Origin of the sequence: Roseateles sp. NT4 (assembly GCF_051857475.1) — a bacterium.
GTDB lineage: Bacteria > Pseudomonadota > Gammaproteobacteria > Burkholderiales > Burkholderiaceae_C > Pelomonas.
This window is the reverse complement of the sequence record NZ_JBPZGZ010000001.1, coordinates 1,033,813-1,057,168: the sequence shown is the minus strand read 5'-3', so window position 1 is coordinate 1,057,168 and position 23,356 is coordinate 1,033,813. Positions and strand designations below refer to the sequence as shown.

The 23,356-nt window shown below is 67.3% G+C and carries 22 protein-coding genes; 5 read left to right on the top strand and 17 right to left on the bottom strand.

Annotated elements, in window-relative coordinates; translation table 11 throughout:
* Position 1 precedes the first annotated feature (1 nt).
* Together ACS5PN_RS04955 and ACS5PN_RS04950 are read right to left on the bottom strand one after the other, a co-directional pair.
* The gene (locus ACS5PN_RS04955) at positions 2 to 592 is read right to left on the bottom strand and encodes an RluA family pseudouridine synthase (protein WP_439462824.1); all 591 of its coding nucleotides are present in this window, start codon (positions 590 to 592) and stop codon (positions 2 to 4) included.
* Positions 592 to 1,494, bottom strand: coding sequence for a DMT family transporter (locus tag ACS5PN_RS04950; RefSeq protein WP_439462823.1), 903 nt, complete (start codon positions 1,492 to 1,494; stop codon positions 592 to 594). Before ACS5PN_RS04950 ends, ACS5PN_RS04955 begins: the two co-directional genes overlap by 1 nt.
* 62 nt (positions 1,495 to 1,556) lie before the next feature.
* On the opposite strand from ACS5PN_RS04950, the gene ACS5PN_RS04945 reads away from it, so the two are divergent.
* Complete coding sequence (locus ACS5PN_RS04945) at positions 1,557 to 2,546, top strand: quinone oxidoreductase family protein (RefSeq protein WP_439462822.1); 990 nt, start codon at positions 1,557 to 1,559, stop codon at positions 2,544 to 2,546.
* 9 nt (positions 2,547 to 2,555) lie between these two features.
* Here the strand turns inward: ACS5PN_RS04945 and ACS5PN_RS04940 are convergent, their stop codons facing one another.
* Positions 2,556 to 4,022: an ATP-binding protein gene (locus ACS5PN_RS04940; protein ID WP_439462821.1), complete on the bottom strand. Its 1,467-nt coding sequence runs from the start codon at positions 4,020 to 4,022 to the stop codon at positions 2,556 to 2,558.
* 93 nt (positions 4,023 to 4,115) lie between these two features.
* Positions 4,116 to 4,610: a signal peptidase II gene (lspA, locus tag ACS5PN_RS04935; RefSeq protein WP_439462820.1), complete on the bottom strand. Its 495-nt coding sequence runs from the start codon at positions 4,608 to 4,610 to the stop codon at positions 4,116 to 4,118.
* Between the two features lie 114 nt (positions 4,611 to 4,724).
* Between lspA and ACS5PN_RS04930 the strand changes: the two genes are divergently transcribed.
* Entirely contained in the window at positions 4,725 to 5,231 is a 507-nt protein-coding gene (locus tag ACS5PN_RS04930; protein WP_439462819.1) for a DUF1269 domain-containing protein, read from the top strand.
* A gap of 150 nt (positions 5,232 to 5,381) precedes the next feature.
* On the opposite strand, the gene ileS is transcribed toward ACS5PN_RS04930, so the two are convergent.
* The 10 genes from ileS to ACS5PN_RS04880 all read right to left on the bottom strand — a co-directional run bounded on the left by ileS (position 5,382) and on the right by ACS5PN_RS04880 (position 18,203).
* Positions 5,382 to 8,204 (bottom strand): isoleucine--tRNA ligase, encoded by a 2,823-nt coding sequence (gene ileS / locus ACS5PN_RS04925; protein WP_439462818.1) that lies wholly within the window; start codon positions 8,202 to 8,204, stop codon positions 5,382 to 5,384.
* Positions 8,205 to 8,277: 73 nt separating this feature from the next.
* A complete protein-coding gene (locus tag ACS5PN_RS04920) occupies positions 8,278 to 9,294 on the bottom strand; it encodes a bifunctional riboflavin kinase/FAD synthetase (protein WP_439462817.1) in 1,017 nt (338 codons plus the stop codon).
* A 5-nt stretch (positions 9,295 to 9,299) separates the two neighbouring features.
* Complete coding sequence (locus ACS5PN_RS04915; RefSeq protein WP_439462816.1) at positions 9,300 to 10,037, bottom strand: pseudouridine synthase; 738 nt, start codon at positions 10,035 to 10,037, stop codon at positions 9,300 to 9,302.
* A complete protein-coding gene (locus ACS5PN_RS04910; RefSeq protein WP_439462815.1) occupies positions 10,034 to 10,579 on the bottom strand; it encodes a DUF3617 domain-containing protein in 546 nt (181 codons plus the stop codon). Before ACS5PN_RS04910 ends, ACS5PN_RS04915 begins: the two co-directional genes overlap by 4 nt.
* Positions 10,580 to 10,595: 16 nt before the next feature.
* Entirely contained in the window at positions 10,596 to 11,723 is a 1,128-nt protein-coding gene (locus ACS5PN_RS04905) for an acyl-CoA dehydrogenase family protein (RefSeq protein ID WP_439462814.1), read from the bottom strand.
* A 12-nt stretch (positions 11,724 to 11,735) separates the two neighbouring features.
* Positions 11,736 to 12,935 carry an acyl-CoA dehydrogenase family protein gene (locus ACS5PN_RS04900; RefSeq protein WP_439462813.1) on the bottom strand — a complete coding sequence of 400 codons (1,200 nt, stop codon included), beginning with the start codon at positions 12,933 to 12,935 and terminating at the stop codon, positions 11,736 to 11,738.
* Between the two features lie 155 nt (positions 12,936 to 13,090).
* The gene (locus ACS5PN_RS04895) at positions 13,091 to 14,017 is read right to left on the bottom strand and encodes a PEP-CTERM sorting domain-containing protein (RefSeq protein WP_439462812.1); all 927 of its coding nucleotides are present in this window, start codon (positions 14,015 to 14,017) and stop codon (positions 13,091 to 13,093) included.
* 172 nt (positions 14,018 to 14,189) lie between these two features.
* Positions 14,190 to 16,997 (bottom strand): XrtA/PEP-CTERM system TPR-repeat protein PrsT, encoded by a 2,808-nt coding sequence (prsT, locus tag ACS5PN_RS04890; protein ID WP_439462811.1) that lies wholly within the window; start codon positions 16,995 to 16,997, stop codon positions 14,190 to 14,192.
* A gap of 55 nt (positions 16,998 to 17,052) precedes the next feature.
* Entirely contained in the window at positions 17,053 to 17,712 is a 660-nt protein-coding gene (locus tag ACS5PN_RS04885) for a retropepsin-like aspartic protease family protein (RefSeq protein WP_439462810.1), read from the bottom strand.
* Between the two features lie 2 nt (positions 17,713 to 17,714).
* Positions 17,715 to 18,203, bottom strand: coding sequence for a YajQ family cyclic di-GMP-binding protein (locus tag ACS5PN_RS04880; protein ID WP_439462809.1), 489 nt, complete (start codon positions 18,201 to 18,203; stop codon positions 17,715 to 17,717).
* Between the two features lie 119 nt (positions 18,204 to 18,322).
* Here ACS5PN_RS04880 and murB point away from each other — a divergent pair, with 119 nt between their 5' ends.
* Entirely contained in the window at positions 18,323 to 19,351 is a 1,029-nt protein-coding gene (gene murB / locus ACS5PN_RS04875; RefSeq protein ID WP_439463693.1) for a UDP-N-acetylmuramate dehydrogenase, read from the top strand.
* 72 nt (positions 19,352 to 19,423) lie between these two features.
* Entirely contained in the window at positions 19,424 to 20,251 is an 828-nt protein-coding gene (locus ACS5PN_RS04870; RefSeq protein WP_439462808.1) for a DNA ligase, read from the top strand.
* Between the two features lie 161 nt (positions 20,252 to 20,412).
* Here ACS5PN_RS04870 and argG read toward each other — a convergent pair whose 3' ends face one another.
* The 3 genes from argG to ACS5PN_RS04855 are packed head-to-tail and all read right to left on the bottom strand — an operon-like array spanning position 20,413 to position 22,563.
* Positions 20,413 to 21,729 carry an argininosuccinate synthase gene (gene argG, locus ACS5PN_RS04865; protein WP_439462807.1) on the bottom strand — a complete coding sequence of 439 codons (1,317 nt, stop codon included), beginning with the start codon at positions 21,727 to 21,729 and terminating at the stop codon, positions 20,413 to 20,415.
* Positions 21,730 to 21,739: 10 nt separating this feature from the next.
* Entirely contained in the window at positions 21,740 to 22,006 is a 267-nt protein-coding gene (locus tag ACS5PN_RS04860; RefSeq protein ID WP_439462806.1) for a GNAT family N-acetyltransferase, read from the bottom strand.
* A complete protein-coding gene (locus ACS5PN_RS04855; protein WP_439462805.1) occupies positions 22,003 to 22,563 on the bottom strand; it encodes a YaeQ family protein in 561 nt (186 codons plus the stop codon). The genes ACS5PN_RS04860 and ACS5PN_RS04855 overlap by 4 nt, the downstream gene beginning before the upstream one ends.
* A gap of 104 nt (positions 22,564 to 22,667) precedes the next feature.
* Between ACS5PN_RS04855 and ACS5PN_RS04850 the strand changes: the two genes are divergently transcribed.
* Complete coding sequence (locus tag ACS5PN_RS04850; protein ID WP_439462804.1) at positions 22,668 to 23,330, top strand: hypothetical protein; 663 nt, start codon at positions 22,668 to 22,670, stop codon at positions 23,328 to 23,330.
* Positions 23,331 to 23,356 lie beyond the last annotated feature (26 nt).

The following is a 23,356-nucleotide window of genomic DNA, read 5'->3' as shown; positions in this document are numbered from 1 at the left end:
TTCAGAACTCCGGTGGGCAGATGAAGTGATGGCCGGCGACCTGCAGCTCGCTGGCGTGCAGCAGCAGGCGTGGCGCGGCCGCGGCAATCTTGGCCGAAGCGTAGAGCGCGTCGCCGAGGATGGCGTGGCCGAGATGGGCCAGGTGCACGCGCAGCTGATGGCTGCGGCCGGTCAGCGGCTCCAGTGCGACCCGCGTGTGATCGCCCTCGTGGGCCAGCACGCGCCAGCGGGTCTGCGACGGCTTGCCCTGTTCGAGGTCGATCTGCTGGCGCGGGCGGTTGGGCCAGTCGGCGCCCAGCGGCAAGTCGATCAAGCCTTCACCCTCCAGGCGGCCGGCAACGACGGCGACATAGCACTTGCCGACACGGCGCTCGGCGAAATCGGCGCTGAGCTCGCGCTGGGCCTCGATGCCGCGCGCCAACAGCAGCAGGCCCGAAGTGGCCTGGTCGAGGCGGTGCACGATCAGCGCGTCCGGGTAGAGGGCCTGCACGCGCGCGCTCGCGCAATCCGGCTCGGTTCGCCCGGGCACGCTGAGCAGGCCGGCCGGCTTGGCGATGACGACGAGGCGGTCGTCGACGTGCAGCACCTGCATCAGCGCGACGAGACCAGGATGCCGGCGGCGATCAGCACAAAGGCCAGGCCGTGGTACCAGGCCGGCGCCACGCCCAACAGGGCCGCCGAGATGATGGCGGCGAAGACCGGCGTCAGGTTGACGAAGAAGCCGGCCAGGGCCGGACCGGCCTCGGCGACGCCCATGCCCCAGCAGCGGTAAGCGATCAGCGACGGGCAGATGGCCACATAGGCCAGCACGGCGACCAGGGTCGGGCTCCAGTGGATGGGAGCAGGGGCGACGACCTGCTCGACGCCTGCCGCCACGCCCGAGAACACGACGCCGAACATCAACTGCGACATCAGCATCTCGGCCCAGTTCCAGTCGGGCCGCTCACCCGGGCGCAGGCCAGGTGCCGGCCGCGCCAGCATCCAGGAGTAGATGGCCCAGGTGAAGAGGGCCACCAGCATCAGCAGGTCGCCCGGCACGAAATGCACGGCCAGCAGGGAGGCCGGGTCGCCGCGCGCGATGACGACGGCCACGCCGAGCAGCGACAGGGCCGCGCCGGCCAGCTGACGCGGCTTGGGCTTCACGCCGTAGAAGACGGCGCCCACGCCCAGCATCCAGACCGGCATGCTGGCCGTGATCAGCGTGACGTTGAGTGGCGACGAGGTGTGCAGGGCCAGGTATTGCAGCGCGTTGTAGCAACCCATGCCTAGAAAGCCCAGCCAGGCCAGGCCACGCCAGCGCTTCAGGGCTTCGCCGGGACGGGCCAGCAGCCGGCGCGCCAGTGGGGCCAGCAGCAGGAAGGCGATCAGCCAGCGCAGCGCGTTCAGCGCCATGGGCGGGATGTCGTTGCGCACCATGCGGCCGACGACGGCGTTGCCGGCCCAGAGCAGGGGCGGCACCGTCAGCAGCACAGCAAGGCGTGGGGTCAGCTTCATCCAGGCAAGACGAGCGGGCAAAGGGCTGGCACGATAACCGGGATCGCAACTAGGAGACGTTGATGAGCGAAAAGGCCATCGTCATCGAGGCCCCGGGTGGCCCGGAGCAACTGCAGCTGATGGACGCGGAGGTCGGCGCGCCCGGGCCGGGCGAGATCCGCATCCGTCATGAAGCCTGCGGGCTGAACTACATCGATGTCTATCACCGCAACGGGACCTATCCGCTGCCCTTGCCGGCCCGCCTGGGCATGGAAGGCGCCGGCGTCGTCGAAGCGGTGGGTGAGGGCGTCACGCATCTGCGCGCTGGCGACCGGGCCGCCTACGCCAGCCAGCCGCCGGGCGCGTATGCGACGGCGCGTGTGATGCCCGCCAAATGCGTGCTCAAGCTGCCCGACGCCATTGCGACCGACACGGCGGCGGCCATGATGCTCAAGGGCCTGACGGTGCAATACCTGCTGCGCAAGACCCTGCCCCAGGGCGGACTGCAGGCGGGCGATTTCGTGCTCTTCCATGCGGCTGCTGGCGGCGTCGGCCTGATTGCCTGCCAATGGGCCAAGGCCCTGGGCCTGCAGCTCATCGGCACGGCGGGCAGCGACGAGAAGTGCCAGCTGGCCCTGGACCATGGCGCCACGCATGCCATCAACTACCGTCGCGACACTGACTTCGCCGCCAGGGTGCGCGAGATCACCGGCGGTCGCGGCGTGAAGGTGGTCTACGACTCGGTGGGCGCCGACACCTGGGAAGGTTCGCTGAACAGCCTTGCGCCCTTCGGCCTGCTGGCCAGCTTTGGCGGCGCCTCGGGCCCCGTGCCGGCCTTCAATGTGGGCACACTGGCGGCCAAGGGCTCGGTCTATGTGACGCGGCCGACGCTGTTCACCCACCTCGCCACGCGCGAGTCCACCCAGGCCATGGGCGACGAGCTGTTCGAGATGGTGGGAAGCGGCAAGGTCAAGATCCGCATCGACAAGCGCTATGCCCTGGCGGACGCAGCCCGGGCGCACCGCGACCTGGAAGCCCGCCAACTGCTCGGCAGCGCCGTGCTGCTGCCTTGAAGGCGATGCTCAGATCACACGGCCGAGCTGCAGCTCGAAGCTGAAGCTGGAACCCACGCCGGGCTCGCTCTCCACGCTGATCTGGCCATCCATCAGGCCGACGAGGCGCTGCACGATGGTGAGGCCCAGCCCGGTGCCGCCGTAGCGCCTTGTGATGCTGCCGTCAGCCTGGGTGAAGGGATCGAAGATCTGGCCGATCTGGTCGCGCGTCATGCCGATGCCGGTGTCGGTGACGGCCACGCGCAGGCGCAGGCGGTCGGGGCCGTCGTTGTCATGCGGATCGGCCATGGCGATCTCGATGCGCACCTCGCCGTGCTCGGTGAACTTCAGCGCATTGCCGATCAGGTTGATCAGCACCTGACGCAGGCGCAGTGCGTCGCCGATCATCCAGGACGGCACGCCGGGTTGCACACGGGCGTGCAGTTGGATGCCCTTGTCGTGGGCCTGCAGCAGCAGGGGCTGCAACGACTCACCGAGGCAGTCGTGCAGGCTGAAGGGCTGCTCGTCGATGACGATCTTGCCGGCCTCGATCTTGGCCACGTCCAGCAGGTCGTTGATGATGGTCATCAGGCCCTTGGCGGACTGGTGGGCCATGCCGATGAAGCGGCGCTGGCGCTCGTTCAGCTCCGTCTGCAGCACCAGCTCGGTCAGGCCGAGCACGCCGTTCATGGGCGTGCGGATCTCATGGCTCATATTGGCCAGGAAGCTGCTCTTGGCCTGGCTGGCCATCTCGGCGGCTTCGCGCGCGGCGACGAGTGCCGCCTGGCTGGCCTTGAGGTCGGCGATATCGCGGGCATTCAGCAGCATGACGGTGTCGCCGGTGACCGGGTCGCGCATGGGCCGGGCGTCCAGCGCATGCCAGCGCGGGCCGGCCAGGGTCATCAGCTCCACGTCCTGGCGGCAGGTCTCGCCGCGCTGCACGCGGCCGAGGATGCTGGCGGCGTCGCCGGTGTGGGCGAACAGGCGGGTGAATTCGTTCTGGCCGGGGCCGGGCGGCGTGTCGCCGAAGGTCAGGGCCGCGGCCGGGTTGCGCATCAGGAGCTCGCCCTGGCCCAGGCCAAAGACGGCAATGCGTACCGAGGTGTGCTGCAGGGCCTCGACACCGCGCAACGCGGAGAGATCGGCGCCGCCGCCCAGGGAGTCGGCAGCGAACAGCATGACTTGGCGGCGTTCCGGCGTGCGCATGCCGCGCGAGACCAGCATCACCGTCGTCGGCTCGCCCTTGGGATAGAGGGTCCACTGCTCACGGACGATCTTGCCCTGGGCATGGTCGGCGGCCGTGACGGCCAGGCGCTCGCGCACGGCATCGCCATGTTCGGAGAAATCGCGCGACAGGAATTCCTCGGCGCTGTCGGCATGCCAGAAGCGCAGGGCCGCGGCATTGGCCCAGAGGTTGCGCTGCTGCTCGGGGTCGAAGACCCAGAGGGGCACGTCAAGCCAGTCGTAGTGGCCGAGGCTGGAGAAGTCGAGGAGCATCGAGGCGGCGGTGAGAGGCGCGCGATTGTCACCGCTTGTCACATCTCAGGCCGCTGAACCCTCGTGAACTAGTGCGCGCGACGGCGCCTGCGCTCAACTGCGGCGTACGCGACGCAGCTCGTCCAGGATGAGCAGGACGGCGCCGACGGTGATGGCGCTGTCGGCCACATTGAAAGCCGGGAAGTACCAGCTGCCGGCATGGACCTGGATGAAATCGACGACATAGCCATGGATGGCGCGGTCGATGACATTGCCCAGGGCGCCGCCGAGAATCAGTGTCAGCGCCCAGCCGAACAGCTTCTGGTGGCCGTGGCGGCGCAGCATCCAGATGATGAAGGCGGCTGCGGCCAGGCCCAGGCCGAGGAAGAACCAGCGTTGCCAGCCCGAGGCCCCGTGCAGGAAGCTGAAGGCGGCGCCGAAGTTGTGGGCGCGCACCACGTCGAAGAAGCTGGTGACGGGATGGACGTCGCCGAGCTGGAAGGTGCGCAGGATGAGCACCTTGGTGAGCTGGTCGGCCAGGATGATGAGGGCGGCGATCAGCAGCCAGTGGGTCAGGCCGGAGGACGAGGACGACGAGCGAGAGGGCATGGAATACGGGTCGCGGGGCGAGGGTCGCCAATGTAACTTGCCGCCGGACCGGGGCTTGTAGGCGCAGGAGAAGCGGCGTAGAAGAGGAACTCTCGCTCCTGTTGGAGGATGACCATGCGAAAGCGCATCTACTGGCTGCTGCCCCATCTGAGCAGCGCACGGCGCACCATGGACGAGCTGTTGCTCGCCCGCATCACCGAGCATCACATCCATTTCGTTGCCGCCGAGGGTGCGTCCATGGACGGCCTGCATGCCGCCAATGTGCTGCAGACCTCCGATCTGGTAGAAGCGGCCCAGAACGGCGCGCTGATCGGCTCGGGCCTGGGCGCGGCGGGCGGTGTGGCGGCCGCGATGGCGATCAGCGCGGCCTCGCCGGCAGCCGTCGTCATCGGCCTGGCCGCCGTGGGCGCCATGTTGGGCACCTGGTCGTCCAGCATGATCGGCAGCTCGACGCCCAGCCGGCGCCTGAAACGCTTCGAGCAGGCCATCGAGGAAGGGCAGTACCTGCTCATCGTCGACGTGCCGCGCACGCGCATCACCGAGATCGAGGAACTGCTGGCTCGAACCCACCCCGAAGCGCACTTCGAGGGGGTTGAACCTAATGTGCCGGCGTTCCCGTAGGCCCCTCGCCCGGTCTTGCCGCGCTGAACGCGGGCAAGCCCAGTCGGTCCCCCGAGGGGACAGCGATGCTTGCGGCATTGAGCCGCAAGCACATCGCTTGCGGGCCGGCCAGGGGCGGCCCGGCGCCGGTCCGCGGCTAAACGCGGGGTATCACGCCACGGTGCGGGTCTCGCCTGCGCCGTAGAGGTTGCTGTCGCAACGCCCGCACAGCGTCGGGTGCTCGGCATTGCTGCCGATGTCGGCGCGGTAGTGCCAGCAGCGCTCGCACTTGGCGTGGCTGCTGGGCGTCACCGTCACGCCGAGTTCCGCCGCGGACATCAATTTGACGGCCGAGGTGATGAAGACGAAGCGCAGGTCATCGCCCAGGCTGTCGAGCAGCATCTGATCCTGTTCGTTGACCTTGAGCACCAGCTCGGCCTGCAGCGAGGCGCCGACGGCGCCGGTCGTGCGAACCGCCTCGATGGCCTTGTTGACCTCGTCACGGATCTCGTGGATGCGGCTCCACTTGGCCAGCAGCGAGGCGTCCGTCTTGCCGAAGTCCCAATACGTCTCGGTGAAGATGCTCTCGCCCTTGGCGAACACCTGCCACGCTTCCTCGGCGGTGAAGCTGAGGAAGGGCGCCATCCAGCGCAGCATGGCGTGCGTGATCTGCCACAGCGCGGTCTGCGCCGAGCGGCGGGCCAGGCTCTTGGGCGCCGTCGTGTAGAGGCGGTCCTTCAGCACGTCGAGGTAGAAGGCGCCGAGGTCTTCGGAGCAATAGACCTGCAGCTTGGCGACGACGGGGTGGAACTCGTAGCGCTCGAAGTGGGCCAGGATGTCGGTCTGCAGCTCGGCCGCACGGGCCAGGGCGTAGCGGTCCACCTCCAGCAGGTCCTCAGCGGCAACCGCGTCCGTCGCCGGATCGAAGTCGCTGACATTGGCGAGCAGGAAGCGCAGCGTGTTGCGGATGCGGCGGTAGCTGTCCACGACGCGGGCGAGGATCTTCTCGTCCAGGCCGAGGTCGCCCGAGTAGTCGGTCGCGGCCGTCCACAGGCGCAGGATCTCGGCGCCGAACTTGTCCGACACGGCCTGAGGAGCGACCACGTTGCCCATGGATTTGCTCATCTTGCGGCCCTGGCCGTCGACGACGAAGCCATGGGTCAGCAGGCCCTTGTAGGGCGCGCGGCCGTAGAGGGCGCAGGCGATCAGCAGCGAGGAGTGGAACCAGCCACGGTGCTGGTCATGGCCTTCCAGGTAGAGGTCGGCCTCGGGGCCGGTCTCATGGCCGGCGCCCTTGTGGCTGCCCTTGAGCACATGCTCGAAGGTGGAGCCGGAGTCGAACCAGACGTCCAGGATGTCGTTGCCTTTGGTGTACTGGGCGGCTTCCTCGCCCAGCCATTCGGCGGCGTCGAGCTTGGACCAGGCTTCGATGCCGTTGGCCTCCACCAGCTGCGCGGCGCGCTCGATGAACTCCAGCGTGTTGGGATGCGCCTCGCCCGTGTCCTTGTGCAGGAAGATGGGCAGGGGCACGCCCCAGCTGCGCTGGCGAGAGATGCACCAGTCGGGCCGGCCGGCGATCATGTCGTGCAGGCGGGCGCGGCCGTTCTCGGGGTAGAAGCTGGTCGCTTCGATGGCGGCCAGCGCGGTCTTGCGCAGGCTGTCGGGCGCCTTGTTGGTGGTGAACAGGCCGTCGCCCTCGTCCATGCGCACGAACCACTGGGCCGCGGCACGGTAGATGACGGGCGTCTTGTGGCGCCAGCAGTGCGGGTAGCTGTGGGTCAACTTGCTCTGCGCCATCAGGCGGCCGGCGTCCAGCAGAGCCTGGGCGATGACGGGGTTGGCCTTCCAGATGTGCTGGCCGCCGAACAGCGGCAGGTCGGCCGCGTAGGCGCCGTTGCCCTGCACTGGGTTGAGGATGTCGTCGAAGGCCATGCCATGGGCGACGCAGGACTGGAAGTCGTCCAGGCCATAGGCGGGTGCGGAGTGGACGACGCCGGTGCCGTCCTCGGCCGTCGCATAGTCGGCCAGGTAGACCGGGCTTTCGCGGTCATAGCCGGGATCCACATGGGCCAGCGGATGCTTGAACTTCAGCAGCTCGAGCTTGCGACCCGGCACCGTCGCGACGACGCTGCCTTCCAGCTGCCAGCGCGCCAGGCACTTCTCCACCAGCGCCTCGGCGACGACGAAATAGCCCTTGGGCGTGTCGACCAGGGCGTAAGGCAACTCGGGATTCAGGTTGAGCGCCTGGTTGGCCGGGATGGTCCAGGGGGTCGTCGTCCAGATGACGGTGAAGGCGTCCTTGGTCAGCGGCGCGACGCCGAAGGCGGCGGCCAGCTTGTCGGGCTCGGCACTCAGGAAGGCTACATCGACGGCCGGCGACTGCTTGTCGGCGTACTCGATCTCGAACTCGGCCAGCGACGAGCCGCAGTCGAAGCACCAGTACACAGGCTTCAGACCGCGATAGACGAAGCCGCGCTCGAACATGCGCTTCAAGACGCGGATTTCGCCGGCCTCGTTGGCGTAGTTCATCGTCTTGTATGGGTTGTCCCATTCGCCCAGCACGCCCAGGCGCTTGAAGTCCGCGCGCTGGCCGTCGATCTGCTCGGTGGCGTAGGCGCGGCTCTTGGCCTGCACCTCGTCGCGCGGCAGGCCGCGGCCGAAGGTCTTCTCGATCTGGTTCTCGATGGGCAGGCCGTGGCAGTCCCAGCCGGGGATGTAGGCCGCATCAAAGCCCGCCAGCTGGCGCGCCTTGACGATCATGTCCTTCAGGATCTTGTTGGCGGCGTGGCCGATGTGGATCTGGCCATTGGCATAGGGCGGGCCGTCGTGCAGCACGAATTTCGGCTTGCCGCAGCGGGCATCGCGCAGGCGCTTGTACAGGCCTTGCTCATCCCAGGCCTTGACCCAGCCCGGTTCGCGCTTGGGCAGGTCGCCGCGCATCGGGAAGGGCGTGTCGGGCAGGTTGAGCGTGGAACGGTAGTCCGGGGTGGTCATGGCATGCGGCCAGGCTGCGGGCCTGGCAATTCAAAAGCGGGGAGGGCGGAGCGAAGAGCGGCAGGGCGCCGCTTCAAATTCGGTCGCGCGTGGTCTGGCGACGCTGGGCGGCGTGGGTGGCCAGGAAGGCGCGCGCTGCAGCCGTGTCGGCCGCAATGGCAGCCGTGAGCGCTTCCAGCCCGTCGTACTTGGCTTCGTCGCGAAGTTTGTGCAGCAGTTCCACGCGGGCAAGTTTACCGTAGCCCCCCTCGGGACCCAGGGGCCATGCCAGGCAGTGGACCTCCAGCAGCACGCGGCCTGCGTCCTCGACGGTGGGGCGGCGGCCCAGACTCGCGACGCCGGGCAGGGGGTCGGGCGTCAGACCGTGGACGAGGACGGCAAAGATGCCGTGCGCAGCCGGCTTGTCATGGGCGAAGCGCAGGTTCAGCGTGCGAAAGCCGTCGGCGGCGCCCGCTTGGCTCTCGCCCAGCTGGCGACCCAACTTGCGCCCATGCGTGACATGACCCGTGATGGCATAGGGCCGGCCCAGCAGGGAGGCGGCGCCAGCCATGTCGCCGGCGGCCAGGGCCTCGCGCACGGCCGAGCTGCTGACACGCAGGCCATGCACCTCGTAGCTCATCATGCGGGCGACGTCGAAGCCGCGCGCCTGGCCGGCGGCGTCCAGCGTGGCGTAGTCGCCCTGGCGCTTGGCGCCGAAGCGAAAGTCGTCGCCGACGAGCACGTAGCGGGCGCCCAGGCCATCCACCAGCACCTGGCGGATGAAGTCCTGGGCCGGCAGCGAGGCCAGGGCCTCGTCGAAGCGCAGGATGACGACCTGGTCGACGCCGCAGCGCTCCAGCTCGACCAGCTTGTCGCGCAGATTGGCGATGCGGGCGGGCGCCAGCTCGGGCTTGCCGGCCTTGGCGGCAAAGAAGTCTCGTGGATGCGGCTCGAAGCTCAGCACGCAGGTCGGCAGGCCGCGGTGCCGGGCCTCGGACTGCAGCAGAGCCAGCATGGCCTGGTGGCCGCGGTGCACGCCGTCGAAATTGCCGATGGTCAGCGCGCAGGCGGGGGCGATGCCGGGATGGTGGAAGCCTCTGAAAACTCGCATCGGCCCTATTGTCCCCAGACCTCGGTCGGGCTGCCTATCCAGCGCCATTCACCCGGCTTGAGGTCGGGCGACAGCGTCAGCGCGCCGAACTGTGGCCGGTGCAGGGCCTCGACACGGTTGCCGACCGCCGCCACCATGCGCTTGACCTGGTGGTATTTACCTTCGATCAGGGTCAGGCGCAGCAGGGTCTCGTCGACGATCTCGGCACCTTCGGCCTTGCTGATCTCGGGGGGGCGCTGGAATTTGCCGGGCGGCTTGCTCTCAGGCTCCTTCAACTCCACGCCGGCCAGCAGCTGCTCAACCATCGCCGGCGTCAGCGGATGCTTGCAGCGCGCCTCGTAGACCTTGGGCACATGGTGCTTGGGCGAGGTCAGCTTGTGAATCAGAGTGCCGTCGTCAGTCAGCAGCAGCAGGCCGGTCGTGTCTTCATCCAGGCGACCGATGGGCTGCACGCCGCGCTCGCGCAGCGGCGCCGGCAGCAGGCTCAGCACGCTGGGATGGTGCTTGGGCTTTTGCGAGCACTCATAGCCGGCCGGCTTGTTCAGCAGCACCAGGGCCTTGTCGAAGCAGGGCCACTCCTGGCCGTTGACGGTGAAGCGCAGCCCCTGCGTCTCAAACTCGGTATCGGGTTCCTCGACGACCTCGCCGTTGACGCTGACCTCGCCGTGCCACACCAGCCCCGCGCACAGTCGGCGCGTCCCGAAACCCTGGCTGAACAGGATCTGCGACAGCTTCTGCTTCACTTGGCCTGGGGCGACTGCATGGGCTTCACATCGCCGCAGTCGGCGCCCAGCCAGCGGCCTTCACCGCTGACCCTGGTGGTCTCGGTCTTGCCCTGGCGCTGGTGGCGCATGGTGACGTCGTTGGTGAAGCCTTCGTTGCCGCGCAGCGTGACGGTGGCGTCGCCCTCGGACGCCGGGTCGGTGCAGACGAAATGCGTCTGGATGGTGTTGCCGCTGCGCTTGACGTCCTGGCTGCAGTTGCCCTGCTGATGCACCGGCGCCATGTTGCGCTCGGCCTGCTCCTTGGTGACGCAGGTCTTGATGGTGATGGCGCCGCCCGACATGCTGACGTTGACGCCCCGGCTGGCCATCATCTTCTCCATCATCTGGCGCTGCTCGGGCGGCATGCTTTCCATGGCCTTCTGGGCTTGCGCCATCTGGGCCTGGCGGGCCGGGTCGAGCTGGGGCGTCTGCTTGAACTCCCACAGCCCAGGCTTCATGTTCTGGGCGTGGGCGGCGCCAGCGGCCAGGCCGGCCAGCGTCAGGACAACGAAGAGCTTCATGGGGCGACCTCCAAGGTCAGGCAAACACCCCTGCAGTGTCCTGCATCCGCGCGCTGACTTCACCCAGGTGATGCAGGGTGTCGCCCCATTGCATCTCCATGACGGTCAGGCGCTTGAAGTAGTGGCTGCCGGCGTACTCGTCGGTGACGCCGATGCCGCCGTGCATCTGCGTGCATTGCTGGCCGACGTAGCGCATGGCGTTGCCGAGCTGCACCTTGGCCTGCGAAACGGCACGGCGGCGCACGGCGGGTACGTCGCCCAGGCGCAGCGTGGCGTAATAGCTCATCGAGCGGGCCAACTCGAGCTGCATCTTCACATCGGCCGTGCGGTGGCGCAGGGCCTGGAAGCTGCTGATGACGACGCCGAACTGCTTGCGCGTGTTCAGGTAGTCGACGGTCAGGGCCAGGTATTTCTCCATGACGCCGACGGCTTCGGCAGCTTGCGCCGCAATGCCGATGTCGGCCGCCAGCTCCAGCAGGGCCAGGCCCTGGTCGGGGCCGGCGATGAGCTGGGCGGGCGTGTTGTCGAGATGGAGCTCGGCGGCGCGCGAGCCGTCGTAGATCGAATAGGGGCGGGTGTGCACGCCGGCCGCCGAGCGTTCGACCAGGTAGAGGGCAATGCCTTCCGAAGCGTCATCCGCGCCCGAAACACGAGCCGGCACGATGAAGGCATCGGCCACGTCGCCGGCCGGCACCAGGCTCTTCACACCGGTCAGCTTGCCGTCGACGGCGCGGGTGGTGACGCGGTTCAGGCGGTAGCGCGACTTGGCTTCCTGATGGGCCAGCACGACCAGGGCCTCGCCGCCGGCGATGCGCGGCAGCCATTCGGCCTGCAGCGCGTCGGGGGCCTTGCTGAGCAGGGCCGGCGCGATCAGCGCGCCCTGGGCCACCGGCTCCATGACGAGGCCGCGGCCCAGCTCTTCCATGACCACCATTGCCTCGACGGCGCCAAAGCCCATGCCGCCATGGGCCTCAGGCACGGCCAGCGCCGTCAGGCCCAGGCCGGCCAGGCCTTCCCAGGCGCCGCGGTCGAAACCGCCGGCGCGTTCGATCTGCGTGCGGCGCTCGAAGCCGTAATCCTTGTCGACAAAGCGGCGCACGGCGTCGCGCAGGGCTTCCTGGTCTTCAGAGAAATCGAAATCCATGTCTTGTCTCCCTCAGCCCAGCACCGTCTGCGCGACGATGTTGCGTTGCACTTCGTTGGACCCGCCGTAGATCGTCGTCTTGCGGACGTTCAGGTAGTTGCCCGTCAGCGGGATGGCGTGGTCGGCACCGCCGATCCAGGCGCCGCCCAGCCATTGGTCGCCTTGCCAGCCGGCTTCCATGGCCTCGTGCACATAGGGCAGGGCCAGCGGACCGCCGGCCAGCATCATCAGCTCGGTGTAGCGCTGCTGCAGCTCGCTGCCGCGGATCTTGAGCAGGCCGGCGACATCCAGCGGCTGCTTGCCGGTGCGCTCGCCGGACAGCACGCGCAGCACCATCATCTCCAGCGCCACGACATCGACCTCGCACAGCGCGATCTGGTCGCGGAAGCGCTGGTCATCCATGAGCCCTTCGGCCTTGGCGATGCGCTTCAGGCGCTCCAGCTCGCGCTTGGCGCGGTTCACGTCGGCGATGTTGGTGCGCTCGTGCGAGAGCAGGTGCTTGGCATAGGTCCAGCCCTTGTTCTCCTCGCCGATCAGGTTCTCGGCCGGCACCTCGACGTTGTCGAACCAGACCTCGTTCACCTCGTGCTCACCGTCCAGCATGATGATGGGCTTGACGCTGACGCCCGGCGTCTTCATGTCGATCAGCAGGAAGCTGATGCCCGTCTGCGGCTTGCCCTCAGAAGACGTGCGCACCAGGCAGAAGATCCAGTCGCCGTATTGGCCCAGCGTCGTCCAGGTCTTCTGGCCGTTGACGATGTATTTGTCGCCCTGGCGCTCGGCCCGGCACTTCAGCGAAGCCAGGTCGGAGCCCGAGCCCGGTTCGCTGTAGCCCTGGCTCCACCACACTTCGCCGCTCATGATGCCGGGCAGGAAGCGCTGCTGCTGCTCGGGCGAGCCGAAGGCCATGATGACGGGGGCGACCATGACGGGGCCGAAGGGCACGATGCGCGGCGCACAGGCGAGGGCGCATTCCTCTTCGAAGAGATGGCGCTGCACGGCATTCCAGCCCGGGCCGCCGAACTGCTTGGGCCAGGCCCAGCCATGCCAGCCCTTGGCGCCCAGGATCTTGGCCCAGCGCTGCAGATCGTCCTTGTTCAGGCGCAGCGCGTTGCGCACCTTGTGGGCGATATCGGCCGGCAGGTTGGCGCGCACCCATTCGCGCACCTCGGCGCGGAAGGTCAGCTCCGCATCGGTGAAGTTGAGGTCCATTTGTCTCTCGCGTCGCGGCGTTGTCGTGATGGGAATCCGCGCGTTTTAGCACGGTCGTTCGCATCCTGGCTGTCCGGCCAGGGACAGGGCAACGAGCTCGGGCCGGAAAAGCAAAAAGCCGCCCGGAGGCGGCTTTTCGTTCGAGATGACTCGGATCAGGCAGCGAGCTTGACCTTGCGGCGACGCAGGCCGGCCACACCGATGAGGGCAACGCTGGTCAGGGCCAGGGAAGCCGGCTCGGGCACGTTGAGGTTGGTGCCGCCGCAAACGCCCTTGTTGTTGACGGTCTGCGTGCACTTGGTGCCGGCCACGGCGTAGAGCTTGAAGAAGTCGTCGCCGTTGGTCAGCGTGGCACGGTTTTCCGTGGCGATGGACGTCGAGCTGTTGGCCGTCTGGGCGAAGCCCGAGTTGTAGGCCGTGATCAGCCACCAGCTGGAGGTCTTGCCGGAGCCGTTGACCTGGTTGTAGGGGTTGCTGGTGTCCTGGATCATGTCGCCATAGTTGCCCACCAGTTCCCAGCCTGCCATCGTGCTGGAGCTGGTGTTGGTCAGCGAGGCGCCTGCCGTGGGGCCACCCGCGCCGCCCACCCAGCGCCACACAGACACGTCAACCAGGCCGCTCGCCAATTGAGTCGTGCCGGCGCCGCAGGTGCCGCCGTTCTGGTAGGTGACGGCTTGGGTGCTGTTGTTCTTGCAGCTGATTTCGCTGTTCGAGGTGTAGCCCAGGCCGACGCTGGTCAGCACGGTCGAGGCGCTGAAGCTCAGCAGCACGCCTTCGGTGTTCTGGTTGTTGTCCAGGGCGTGGTAGGGCGAACCGTTGTCGCTGCCCGAATACATGCCTTGGCCGTTGCCCGCGAACTGGGTCAGCGAATTGGCCACCCAGTTGCTGCCCGTGACCTTGTTGTTGGCATCGTTGGCGGCATAGAAACCCGACATCTGGACCGTGTAGGCGGCATTGCCGCTGTCACCTACGGTGTTGGTGGGCGTCGTGTCCAGGCTCCAATAGGCTTGAGCGCTGGAGGCAAGACTCAGACCGGCGATGAGGGCGGTCAGGGCGATCCAGCGAGACTTTTGGGCTTTCATCGTTTTTCCTTTTGGGCTGTCACCAGCGGCGATTGGCGTTTGCGAGTTTTGTAGCAAGCTTGATGCCAAACCAGAAAATTTATTGCGATTCAATGGCTTGCCAGTTGGGGCTGCGCGGTGACTGTTGAAAATTGTAAGAACAACCGACAGCCAAATCAGGCGCTTTGCCCCCTCAGTTGAGGGTGGCCAGCAATTTCTTGGCATCTTCAGCCGAGGCAAAGCTCACGTTATCCCTGAGGGCGGCCTTCAGCTCCTCGCGCGCCTCCGCGCTGCGGCCTGCCTTGGCCAGCACGGCAGCCAGGTGGTAGCGAATATCGCGGTTGTCCGGTGCGCGCAGCCGGGCGTCACGCAGCAGCTGCAGGGCGCGGTCCGGCTTGCCGGCGAGGTGGTTGGCCCAACCGGCGGTGTCCATCAGCATGGGGTTGCGGTTGTCCACCTTGTAGGCGCGTTCGGCCATGTCCAGTGCTCCGGGGTCTTTGGACTCCATCAGCACGTTGGCGAGGTTGTTCAGCGTGTCGGCATGGTTGGGCCGCTGCTTCAGGATGATCTCGTACTGCTTGCGGGCCGCAGCGTAGTCATGGCCGCGCAGATGCTGGATGGCGACGGCATTGCGCACCGCCAGGTCGCTCGGGTTCTTCTTGAGCCAGGCCTCGCCCAGGTCGATGGCGGCCTTGGGCCCGCTCTGGGCGCCGACGGCGCGCATCAGCCGTGCCAGGCTGGCCTGGGACTTCTCGATGTCATGGGCCTTGCGCAGGGCATCGATGGCGACGTTTGCCTGGCCGCGGGAGGTGGCGACCTCGGCGAGCAGGTTGTAGCCGATGGCGGCCTTGGGTGCGGCCTGGATGACCTGCTTGGCGCGCTGTTCGGACTTGGCGGCGTCGCCCTGGGCCAGATCGATGCTGGCAAGCATGGCCAGGGCCGGCACATAGTCCGGATTGCCGCTGAGGGCCTTGTCCAGGCTGTAGGAGGCGCCGCTGTAGTCCTTGATGCTGGCTTGCTGACGCGCCACTTCGAGCAGGCGCGGTGCATCGAAAGCGGCGCGCCGGGCGGCGTTGGTCAGCGTCGTCTTGGCGCCGGCCGGGTCGCCATTGGCGGCCTGGGCGCCGGCATAGGCCTGCAACGCTTCGACGTCCTCGGGCAGCTTGGCCAGCAAGGCCTTGGCCGCGTCGACGGCGCGTGCCGGCTGGCCCTTGCGCAGATGCCAGGCCACCAGCGCGAAATTGGCGCGCGTCTCGCGCGGGCCGCTGGCGTCCACCGCGCTTTCCAGCCATTTCAGGGCTTCGTCGTCCTTGCCCCAGAGCTCGTGCAGCAGGGCCAGTTCGAACAGCACATTGGTGTTGCGCTCATCACCCTTGAGCACCTCGCGCAGCCGCTTGTTGGCGGCCTCGTAGTTGCCGGTCACGGTGTCGATGCGAACCAGGCCCAGCCGGGCCTCCATCAGTTGCGGGTCGAGCTTGAGGGCCTTTTCATAGCCGGCACGGCCGCCGGGGTAGTCGCCGGACTGGGTCTTGGCATAGGCCTGCACCATCAGGACCGTGGCGTTGTTCGGGTTGGCGCGCGCCAGGTTGTCGGCCACGGCGAGGGCTTTGGCGGACTGGCCTTCGCGCAGATGCAGGGTGATCAGGGCCAGCCCGGCATAGGTCTGCTTGGGATCGGCCTTGTAGGCCTTGGCGAGTTCTTCGGCGGCCGGTGCCGCCTTGCCGCTCTGCAGCAGCGACAGGCCGAGCGCCGTGCGGTATTCCGGTGAGTCCTTGGCCCGCAGGGCCTCCTGCATCAGGGCAGTGGCGCGTGCATGCCTGCCCTGGCTCATGTGCGCCGAGGCCAGCATCAGCAGGGCCTGGCCGTCGCCAGGGCGGGCCTTGACGTAGGCGTCCAGCAGCTCGATGGCGCGGTTGACGTTGGGTTCCTTCAACGCGACCTGGGCCAGCAGCTTGACGAGCGGGCTGCCCGGCTGCTGGCGCGAGGCCAGCTCCAGGAAGGGTTTGGCCTTTTCGAGTTCGCCCAGGCTGTAATGAGCCAGGCCGTTGAGCATCAGCAGCTGGGTGCGGTAACGGATGTACTCGATGGGCACCGGGTCGAGCAGGTCGGTGATGCGCTTCAGGGCCGCCCGTGAAGTCGCCGCGTCGTTGGCGCGCTCGGCGAGCACGGCGCGCAGATAGGCGCCGCGCGGATCGTTGGGCTTGAGGGCCTGGAGTTCGTTGACCTCCGCCAGCGCGTCGGCATCGCGGTTCAGGTCGATCAGCAGGCCGGCGCGGGCGAGGTGGGACTCGGCATGCTTGGGGTTGGCCTTGATGGCGCGCTCGTAGCCGGCCAGGGCCGGGGCGATCTGGCCGCTGGCATGGAAGATCGAGGCCTTCTGGTAGAGGGCCTCGGCGTTGTCGGGAGCCAGCTTCAGCGCTTGGTCGGCGGCGGCATGGGCCTCGTTGAACTGGCGGCTGCGCACGCGCAGCGGCACTTCGGCCATCCAGCCATTGGGTTCAGCGGTGTTCAGCGCACGCGCATCCAGCACACTGGCCAGCGCCGCCTTGGTGTCGCCCAGGTCGGACTGGGCCAGTGCGCGCTCCAGCATCAACTGCTGCTGGATGCCCGGCGGCAGGCCGGCAGGCTGCAGGCGCGGGTCTTCCAGCGTCTGCGGCTGCTTGCCCTGGGAGTTCATGGCCATGGCCAGGGCCACGGCGACTTCGGCCCGATTGACGCCCAGGCGCAGGGCTTCGCCCAACTCGAACTCCGCCGCGGACGGCTGGCTGTCGGCCAGCAGGGCCTTGCCCAGCAGCACGTGGACGGACAGCTGGTTCTTGTCGGCCTGCAGCGCATTCTTCAACTGCACGATGGCGCCGGCGATGTCGTGTTTCTCGTAGCGCTGCAGCGCGTCCTCGTAGAAACGCGAGGCCTTGGTGGCATCCTGGGCCAGGGCGACGGGAGCGCCGGCAATCAGCAGGGCGGCCAGCAGGCCAGATAGCGAGGCGGATTGACGTGTCATCGAGGCGGGCCGGCGAAAGTAGGCGGCGGATTCTTGCAGAAGCTGTCCACCGCGATCAGCGGCGCAAGTCCAGAGTCATGACGTCGTTCTCGCGCCGCATCTGGAAGCGGTTCAAAAAGCTGTTGCCCAGCAGCACATGGCTCGTCAGTCCCGGGATGACGATGGCTTCAACGTCGCGGATCTCGACGCCGCCGATGCGCACGCTGCTCAGGCTGAGCTGGTAGGCCGGGGCGATGCCGTTGGCCGTCTGCGTGATCAGGCGCCTGCCATTCAGGTAGCGCAGGCCCAGCTTGTCGGCCTCGATCTGGCCGATGGCCACGCTGGTGGCGCCGGTATCGACCAGAAAGGTGGTCGTATGCCCGTTGATCGTCCCTGTGGCCGTGAAATGACCCCCGGGGCCGACCGGCAGGACGATCTGACGTTGGGCGCCCGGGTTGGCCTCGAGCCGTCCTGGCGCGGCGCCCATGGCCAGCGTCTGGCGCTTGCCGCCGTACTCGACCGTGGCGCGCCCATCTTCCAGCGCGATGAGCTTGACGCCCAGGGCCGTCGTGCCGACTTGCATGGTGCGCGCCTCGCCGTCGATGACGAGCAGCGCAGCGCGCGTGCCCAGCATGCCGTTGAGATGCACCTGCGCAGGCGCCTGGTCCTGGGCGTTGGCGAGACCGAGACCCAGCAGCAGGGCCGGAAAGGCGAGAGGCCGCGCAATGCAGCGCATGCTCAATCGCGGAAGTTGTTGTAGGTGAGCGGCGTGTCGCTGAAGCTCTTCTTCAGGTGGGCAATGCCGGTCTGGAGGTCATCGCGGTTCTTGCCGGTCACGCGCACGGCATCGCCCTGGATGCTGGCCTGGACCTTGAGCTTGCTCTCCTTCAGCGAGGCGACGATCTTCTTGGCCAGCGTGGCCTCGATGCCTTCCTTGATCTTGTAGACCTGGCGCACCTTGTCGCCGCCGAGCTTCTCGATCTTTTCCTGCTTGTCCAGGAAGCCGATGACGACATCCTGCTTGGTCAGCTTGCCGTAGAGCACGGCCTCGATCTGCTCCAGCTGGAACTCGCTGTCGCCGGTGGCGTGGATTTCCTTGTCCTTGAGTTCGACCTTGGCGCCCGTGCCCTTGAAGTCGAAACGGGTGCCGATTTCCTTGATGGCGTTGTCCACGCCATTGCGGATCTTGACGTGGTCGGGTTCGAGAACGGTGTCGAAGCTGGGCATTTGCAGGACCTGTGGATGGAATCGGCGAAAATTTTGCTGCCTGCACGTCGTGCAGGGCGCCAAAAAATTGTCCCATGCCCACGCCCCTGCAGACCCCCTCGAACGGAGTGCCGCTCTCCCTGCACATCGAGACCGACGTCAATCTCAAGCCTTACAACACCTTCGGCCTGCCTGCTCTGGCCAAGCGTCTGGTGCGCATCCGTGAGGCAGCCGATGTCCGCCGTGTCGTCGATCATCCCGAACTGGGGCGCGCGTCGAAGTTCGTCCTGGGCGGGGGCAGCAACCTGGTCCTGACCCGGGATGTCGACGCTGTCGTGCTGAAAGTGGAGATTCCCGGCATCCGGCTGTTGGAGGCCCGCGACGACGCCTGGATCGTCGAGGCCGGCGCCGGCGTCGTCTGGCACGAATTCGTCACCTGGACGCTGGACCACGGCTATCCGGGGCTGGAGAACATGGCACTGATCCCCGGCACGGTGGGCGCCGCGCCGGTGCAGAACGTGGGCGCCTATGGCATCGAGGTCAAGGACAGGCTGGAGGCGGTCGAAGTCATGGACCTCATCACCGGCCGGCCGGCGCTGCTGCCGGCCGAGGTCTGCCGCTTCGGCTACCGCGACAGCGTCTTCAAGCACAGCGACTTTGGCGGCCTGGCCGGCAAGAGCGTCATCACGCGGGTGAGATTCCGCCTGCCCAGGCCCTGGCAGCCGGTGCTGGGTTACCTCGAGATCGAGCGCAAGATGGCCGAGACGGGCATCACGGCGCCGGATGCGCGCCAGATCTACGACTGGATCTGCGCCGTGCGCCGCGCCAAGCTGCCCGATCCTGCCGTCATCGGCAATGCCGGCAGCTTTTTCAAGAACCCCGTCGTTACGGCCGAGCAGTGCCGCGACATCATCGGCCGCGACCCCGGCATCGTTCACTATCCCATGCCCGATGGCAGCGTGAAGCTGGCCGCCGGCTGGATGATCGACGCCTGTGGCTGGAAGGGGAAGACCGTGGGCGGGGCGGCGGTCTACGACAAGCAGGCCCTGGTGCTGGTCAACAAGGCGGACGCGCGTGGCGCCGAGGTCGTCACGCTGGCGCGGGCCATCCAGGAAAGCGTCTATGGGCGCTTCGGCATCCGGCTGGAGCCGGAGCCGGTGGTCGTCTAGAGGTGAATCCTGCCGCCCATGGGCGGCCTGCCGGATCGATCATGGAGCTTCCGCTGTCAACGGAGGATGGCCATGGATGGGATGACCCTGAACCGGCGCATGTGGCTGGCTTGGCTGGCGAGCTTGAGCGCGCCGGCGCTGGCATTGGAGCCGCTGCTGGCGAAGAACGCGCCGGCAGGCATCGACCCGAAGCCCTATCTCGTCAGCGAGAAGTTCGACGGCGTTCGCGCGCTGTGGAACGGCCAAGTGCTGAAGTTCCGCAGCGGCCGAACCGTGGCGGCGCCCGCCTGGTTTCTGGCCGAGCTGCCCAAGCTGGCCCTGGACGGCGAGCTGTGGATGGGGCGGCACAGCTTCGATCCTCTTTCTGCCACCGTGAGGCGCACCACGCCAGTGGATGCCGAGTGGCGCCTCATCAGCTATCGGGTCTTCGAGCTGCCCGCAGGTGAGGGCGACTTCGAACGTCGTGCCGCCAAGCTGGCGACCCTGGGCGGTGGCGTCGTCATGCCGGTGCAGCAGCAACGGCTGGACTCCAACGCCGAGCTTCGCGCCCGGCTCAAGCAGGTGGTCGACGCCGGCGGTGAAGGCCTGATGTTGCATCGGGCCGACGCGCCGCTGGCTTCGGGGCGCAGCGACCTGCTGCTCAAGCTCAAGCCGGTGGCGGATGCCGAAGCGGTCGTGATGGGCCATGAGCCCGGCAGCGGGCGCTTCGCGGGTCAGCTGGGTGCACTGGAGGTGCAGACGCCCGAGGGTGTTCGCTTCAAGCTGGGCACCGGCTTCAGCGACGCGCAGCGTCGCGACCCACCGGCCGTCGGCGCCACCGTGACCTATCGCTATCGCGACCTGACGCCGGGTGGCAAGCCGCGCTTTGCCAGTTTCCTGCGCGTGGCGGAAGCGTTTTGACCGATCACAGCCAGCTCAGCAGCTTCTGCAGCCACAGGGGCAGCGGGCGGCCGGGGACGTAGTTCTGACGGTACTGGCTGTGCATGGCGGACTCCTCAAAAGCGAATACTGTAGATTTATACAGTATTCGCTTCCGACTGGCCAGCCGGGCAGCCTAGGGATTACTCGATCTGGGGCAGGCCGCCGCCGGCCAGCAGGCCCGTGCCGGTGTAGATGCCCAGCTTGGCGCGGGTGTCGGTGATGTCCAGGTTGCGCATGGTCAGCTGGCCGATGCGGTCGGCGGGACTGAAGGGCGCGTCCTCCACCTTCTCCATGCTCAGGCGTTCGGGCGCATAGGTCAGGTTGGGGCTCTTGGTGTCCAGCAGCGAGTAGTCGTTGCCGCGGCGCAGCTCGATGGCCACCTCGCCGGTGACGGCGCGGGCGATCCAGCGTTGGGCGGCTTCGCGCAGCATGATGGCCTGCGGGTCGAACCAGCGGCCCTGGTAGAGCAGGCGGCCCAGCTTGCGGCCGTTGTCGCGGTACTGCTCGATGGTGTCCTCGTTGTGGATGCCGGTGACCAGGCGCTCGTAGGCGATGTGCAGCAGGGCCAGGCCCGGGGCCTCGTAGATGCCGCGGCTCTTGGCCTCGATGATGCGGTTCTCGATCTGGTCGCTCATGCCCAGGCCGTGGCGGCCGCCGATCTTGTTGGCCTCGGCCAGCAGGGCGACGGGGTCGCGGTACTCGACGCCGTTCAGCGCGACGGGCATGCCTTCCTCGAAGCGCACCGAGACCTGCTCGGCCTTGACCACCACATCGTCGCGCCAGAAGGCCACGCCCATGATGGGGTTGACGATCTTGATGCCGGTGTTCAGGTGCTCGAGATCCTTGGCCTCATGCGTCGCGCCCAGCATATTGGAGTCGGTTGAGTAGGCCTTCTCGGCGCTCATCTTGTAGGCGAAGCCCTTCTCCGTCATGAAGGCCGACATCTCGGCACGACCGCCCAGCTCATCGATGAAGGTCTGGTCCAGCCAGGGCTTGTAGATCTTCAGCGACGGGTTGGTCAGCAGGCCGTAGCGGTAGAAGCGCTCGATGTCATTGCCCTTGAAGGTCGAGCCGTCACCCCAGATGTTGACGCCGTCGGCCTGCATGGCGGCCACCAGCATGGTGCCGGTCACGGCGCGGCCGATGGGCGTGGTGTTGAAGTAGGTGACGCCGGCGGTGCTGATGTGGAAGGCGCCGGCCTGCAGGGCGGCAATGCCTTCGGCGACCAATTGCGCGCGGCAATCCACCAGCACGGCCTTCTCGGCGCCGTACAGCATGGCCTTGCGCGGGATCTCGTCGTAGTCCGGCTCGTCGGGCTGGCCCAGGTTGGCCGTGTAGGCATAGGGCAGGGCGCCCTTGAGCTTCATCCAGTGCAGGGCGGCGGAGGTGTCGAGGCCGCCGGAGAAGGCGATGCCGACCTTCTGGCCGACGGGAACGGATTGCAGGATCGTGGACATAGGAATCTCTTCAGGCGACGAGGTGTTGCCACTCGGGGTGGCGCTGGAGGTAAAGCTGGGCGTAGCTGCAGGCCGGCACGACCTTCAGCCCTTCGGCCTGGGCCCATTGCAGGCCGGCCTCGACGAGCCGGGCCGCGAGGCCCTGGCCGCGGTAGGCCTCGGGCACGCCGGTGTGGGTAAAGACGACCTGGCCGCCGTCCCGCACGTAGTCGAGCACGCTGGTCGGCGTGGTCGGCAGCGTGAAGCGCTGGTGGTCAGGTTCGTGGACGGGTGTCATTCCGCGGCGGGCTTCAGGGCGACGGGATGGATCTCGACCGAGGCGTTGGCGGTCGACACATAGACGCTGCCATCCTGGATGCTGATCTGCAGCTGCATGCTGCGCTCAGCCAGGGCGGCGAGGGCCTGCGATTGCTCCGCAGGGATCTGCCAGACCGCCACGCGGGGCGCGCGGGTGAGCTTGTTCTCGAGGCCCGCCCACCACACCGGTGTGCTGGACGCGAAGCTGTAGACGCTGACGCGCCGCGCGCGGCCGTGGGCCTTCATCAGGCGGCGGTCGTCGGGCTGGCCGAGGTCGATCCAGTGCTGCACCTCGCCGGTCAAGTCGAGTTGCCAGAGGTCGGGCTCGTCGACGTCGGACAGGCCCTTGGTGAACTCGAGCCGGCCGTTGAGATCATCGGCCGGCACGTTCAGCGCAAAGGCCAGCACGCGGATCATCAGCCTTTCCTCGGTCTCGCTCGGGTGGCAGGCCAGGGTGAGGCTGTGGTCGCCATAGACGTGTCGGTCCATGTCGGCGATCTGGAGTTGGGCTTTGTAGATGGTGGCTTTGAGCGCCATGGGATGGTGGTAACCGGAAGCAGCCGAACATTATCGCGGCGAAGCCTCGTGGCATGATTCCGCTTCCCGTTTGGAACCTTCGCAACCCGAGTTGCGCCCTCGACATGAAACGCATCCTCCTTCCGCTGGCCCTGGTCATTGCCGTCTCCGCCCAGGCACAAGTCACCAACAACACCAAGGCCAAGGTCGACCCGAAGAACAACAAGGTCAGCAACCCCGTTGTCGAGAAGCCCAAGCCCAAGCTGATGTCGCGCGACGAACTGCGCGCCTGCATCGACCAGCAAGACGCCAACAGCAAGGAAGCCGACGCCATCAAGGCCGACCAGGCTGCCTACAAGGCCAATGCCGACAAGCTCAAGGGCGAGAAGGCCACCATCGAATCCGGCGAGGCCGCCCTGGCCAAGCAGGTGGCCGACGTGAAGGCAGAGAAGGAAGCCATCCTGAAGGCCCATGAGACGCTGACGGCCGAGGCTCCCAAGCTCGAGAAGGCCGAACTCAAGGCCCGCAACGAAGCCTATACGGCCCGTACCGCCGCCTTCGGCACCATGGTTGACAGCGTCAAGGCTGCCGACGCCGAACAGGCCACGAAGCGCAAGGCCTTCTCCGACAAGGTCGATGCGCTGGACGCCCAGTTCAAGGCCATCGAGGAGCGCACCGAGAAGCACTTCGACGCCAACGACAAGTGGAAGGCCGAATGCAGCAACAAGGCCTACGACGAGAACGACGAAAAGGCCATCCGCAAGGAAAAGGCTGCCGCCGCCAAGTGATCCGCGGCTCGCATTGACCCCACAAC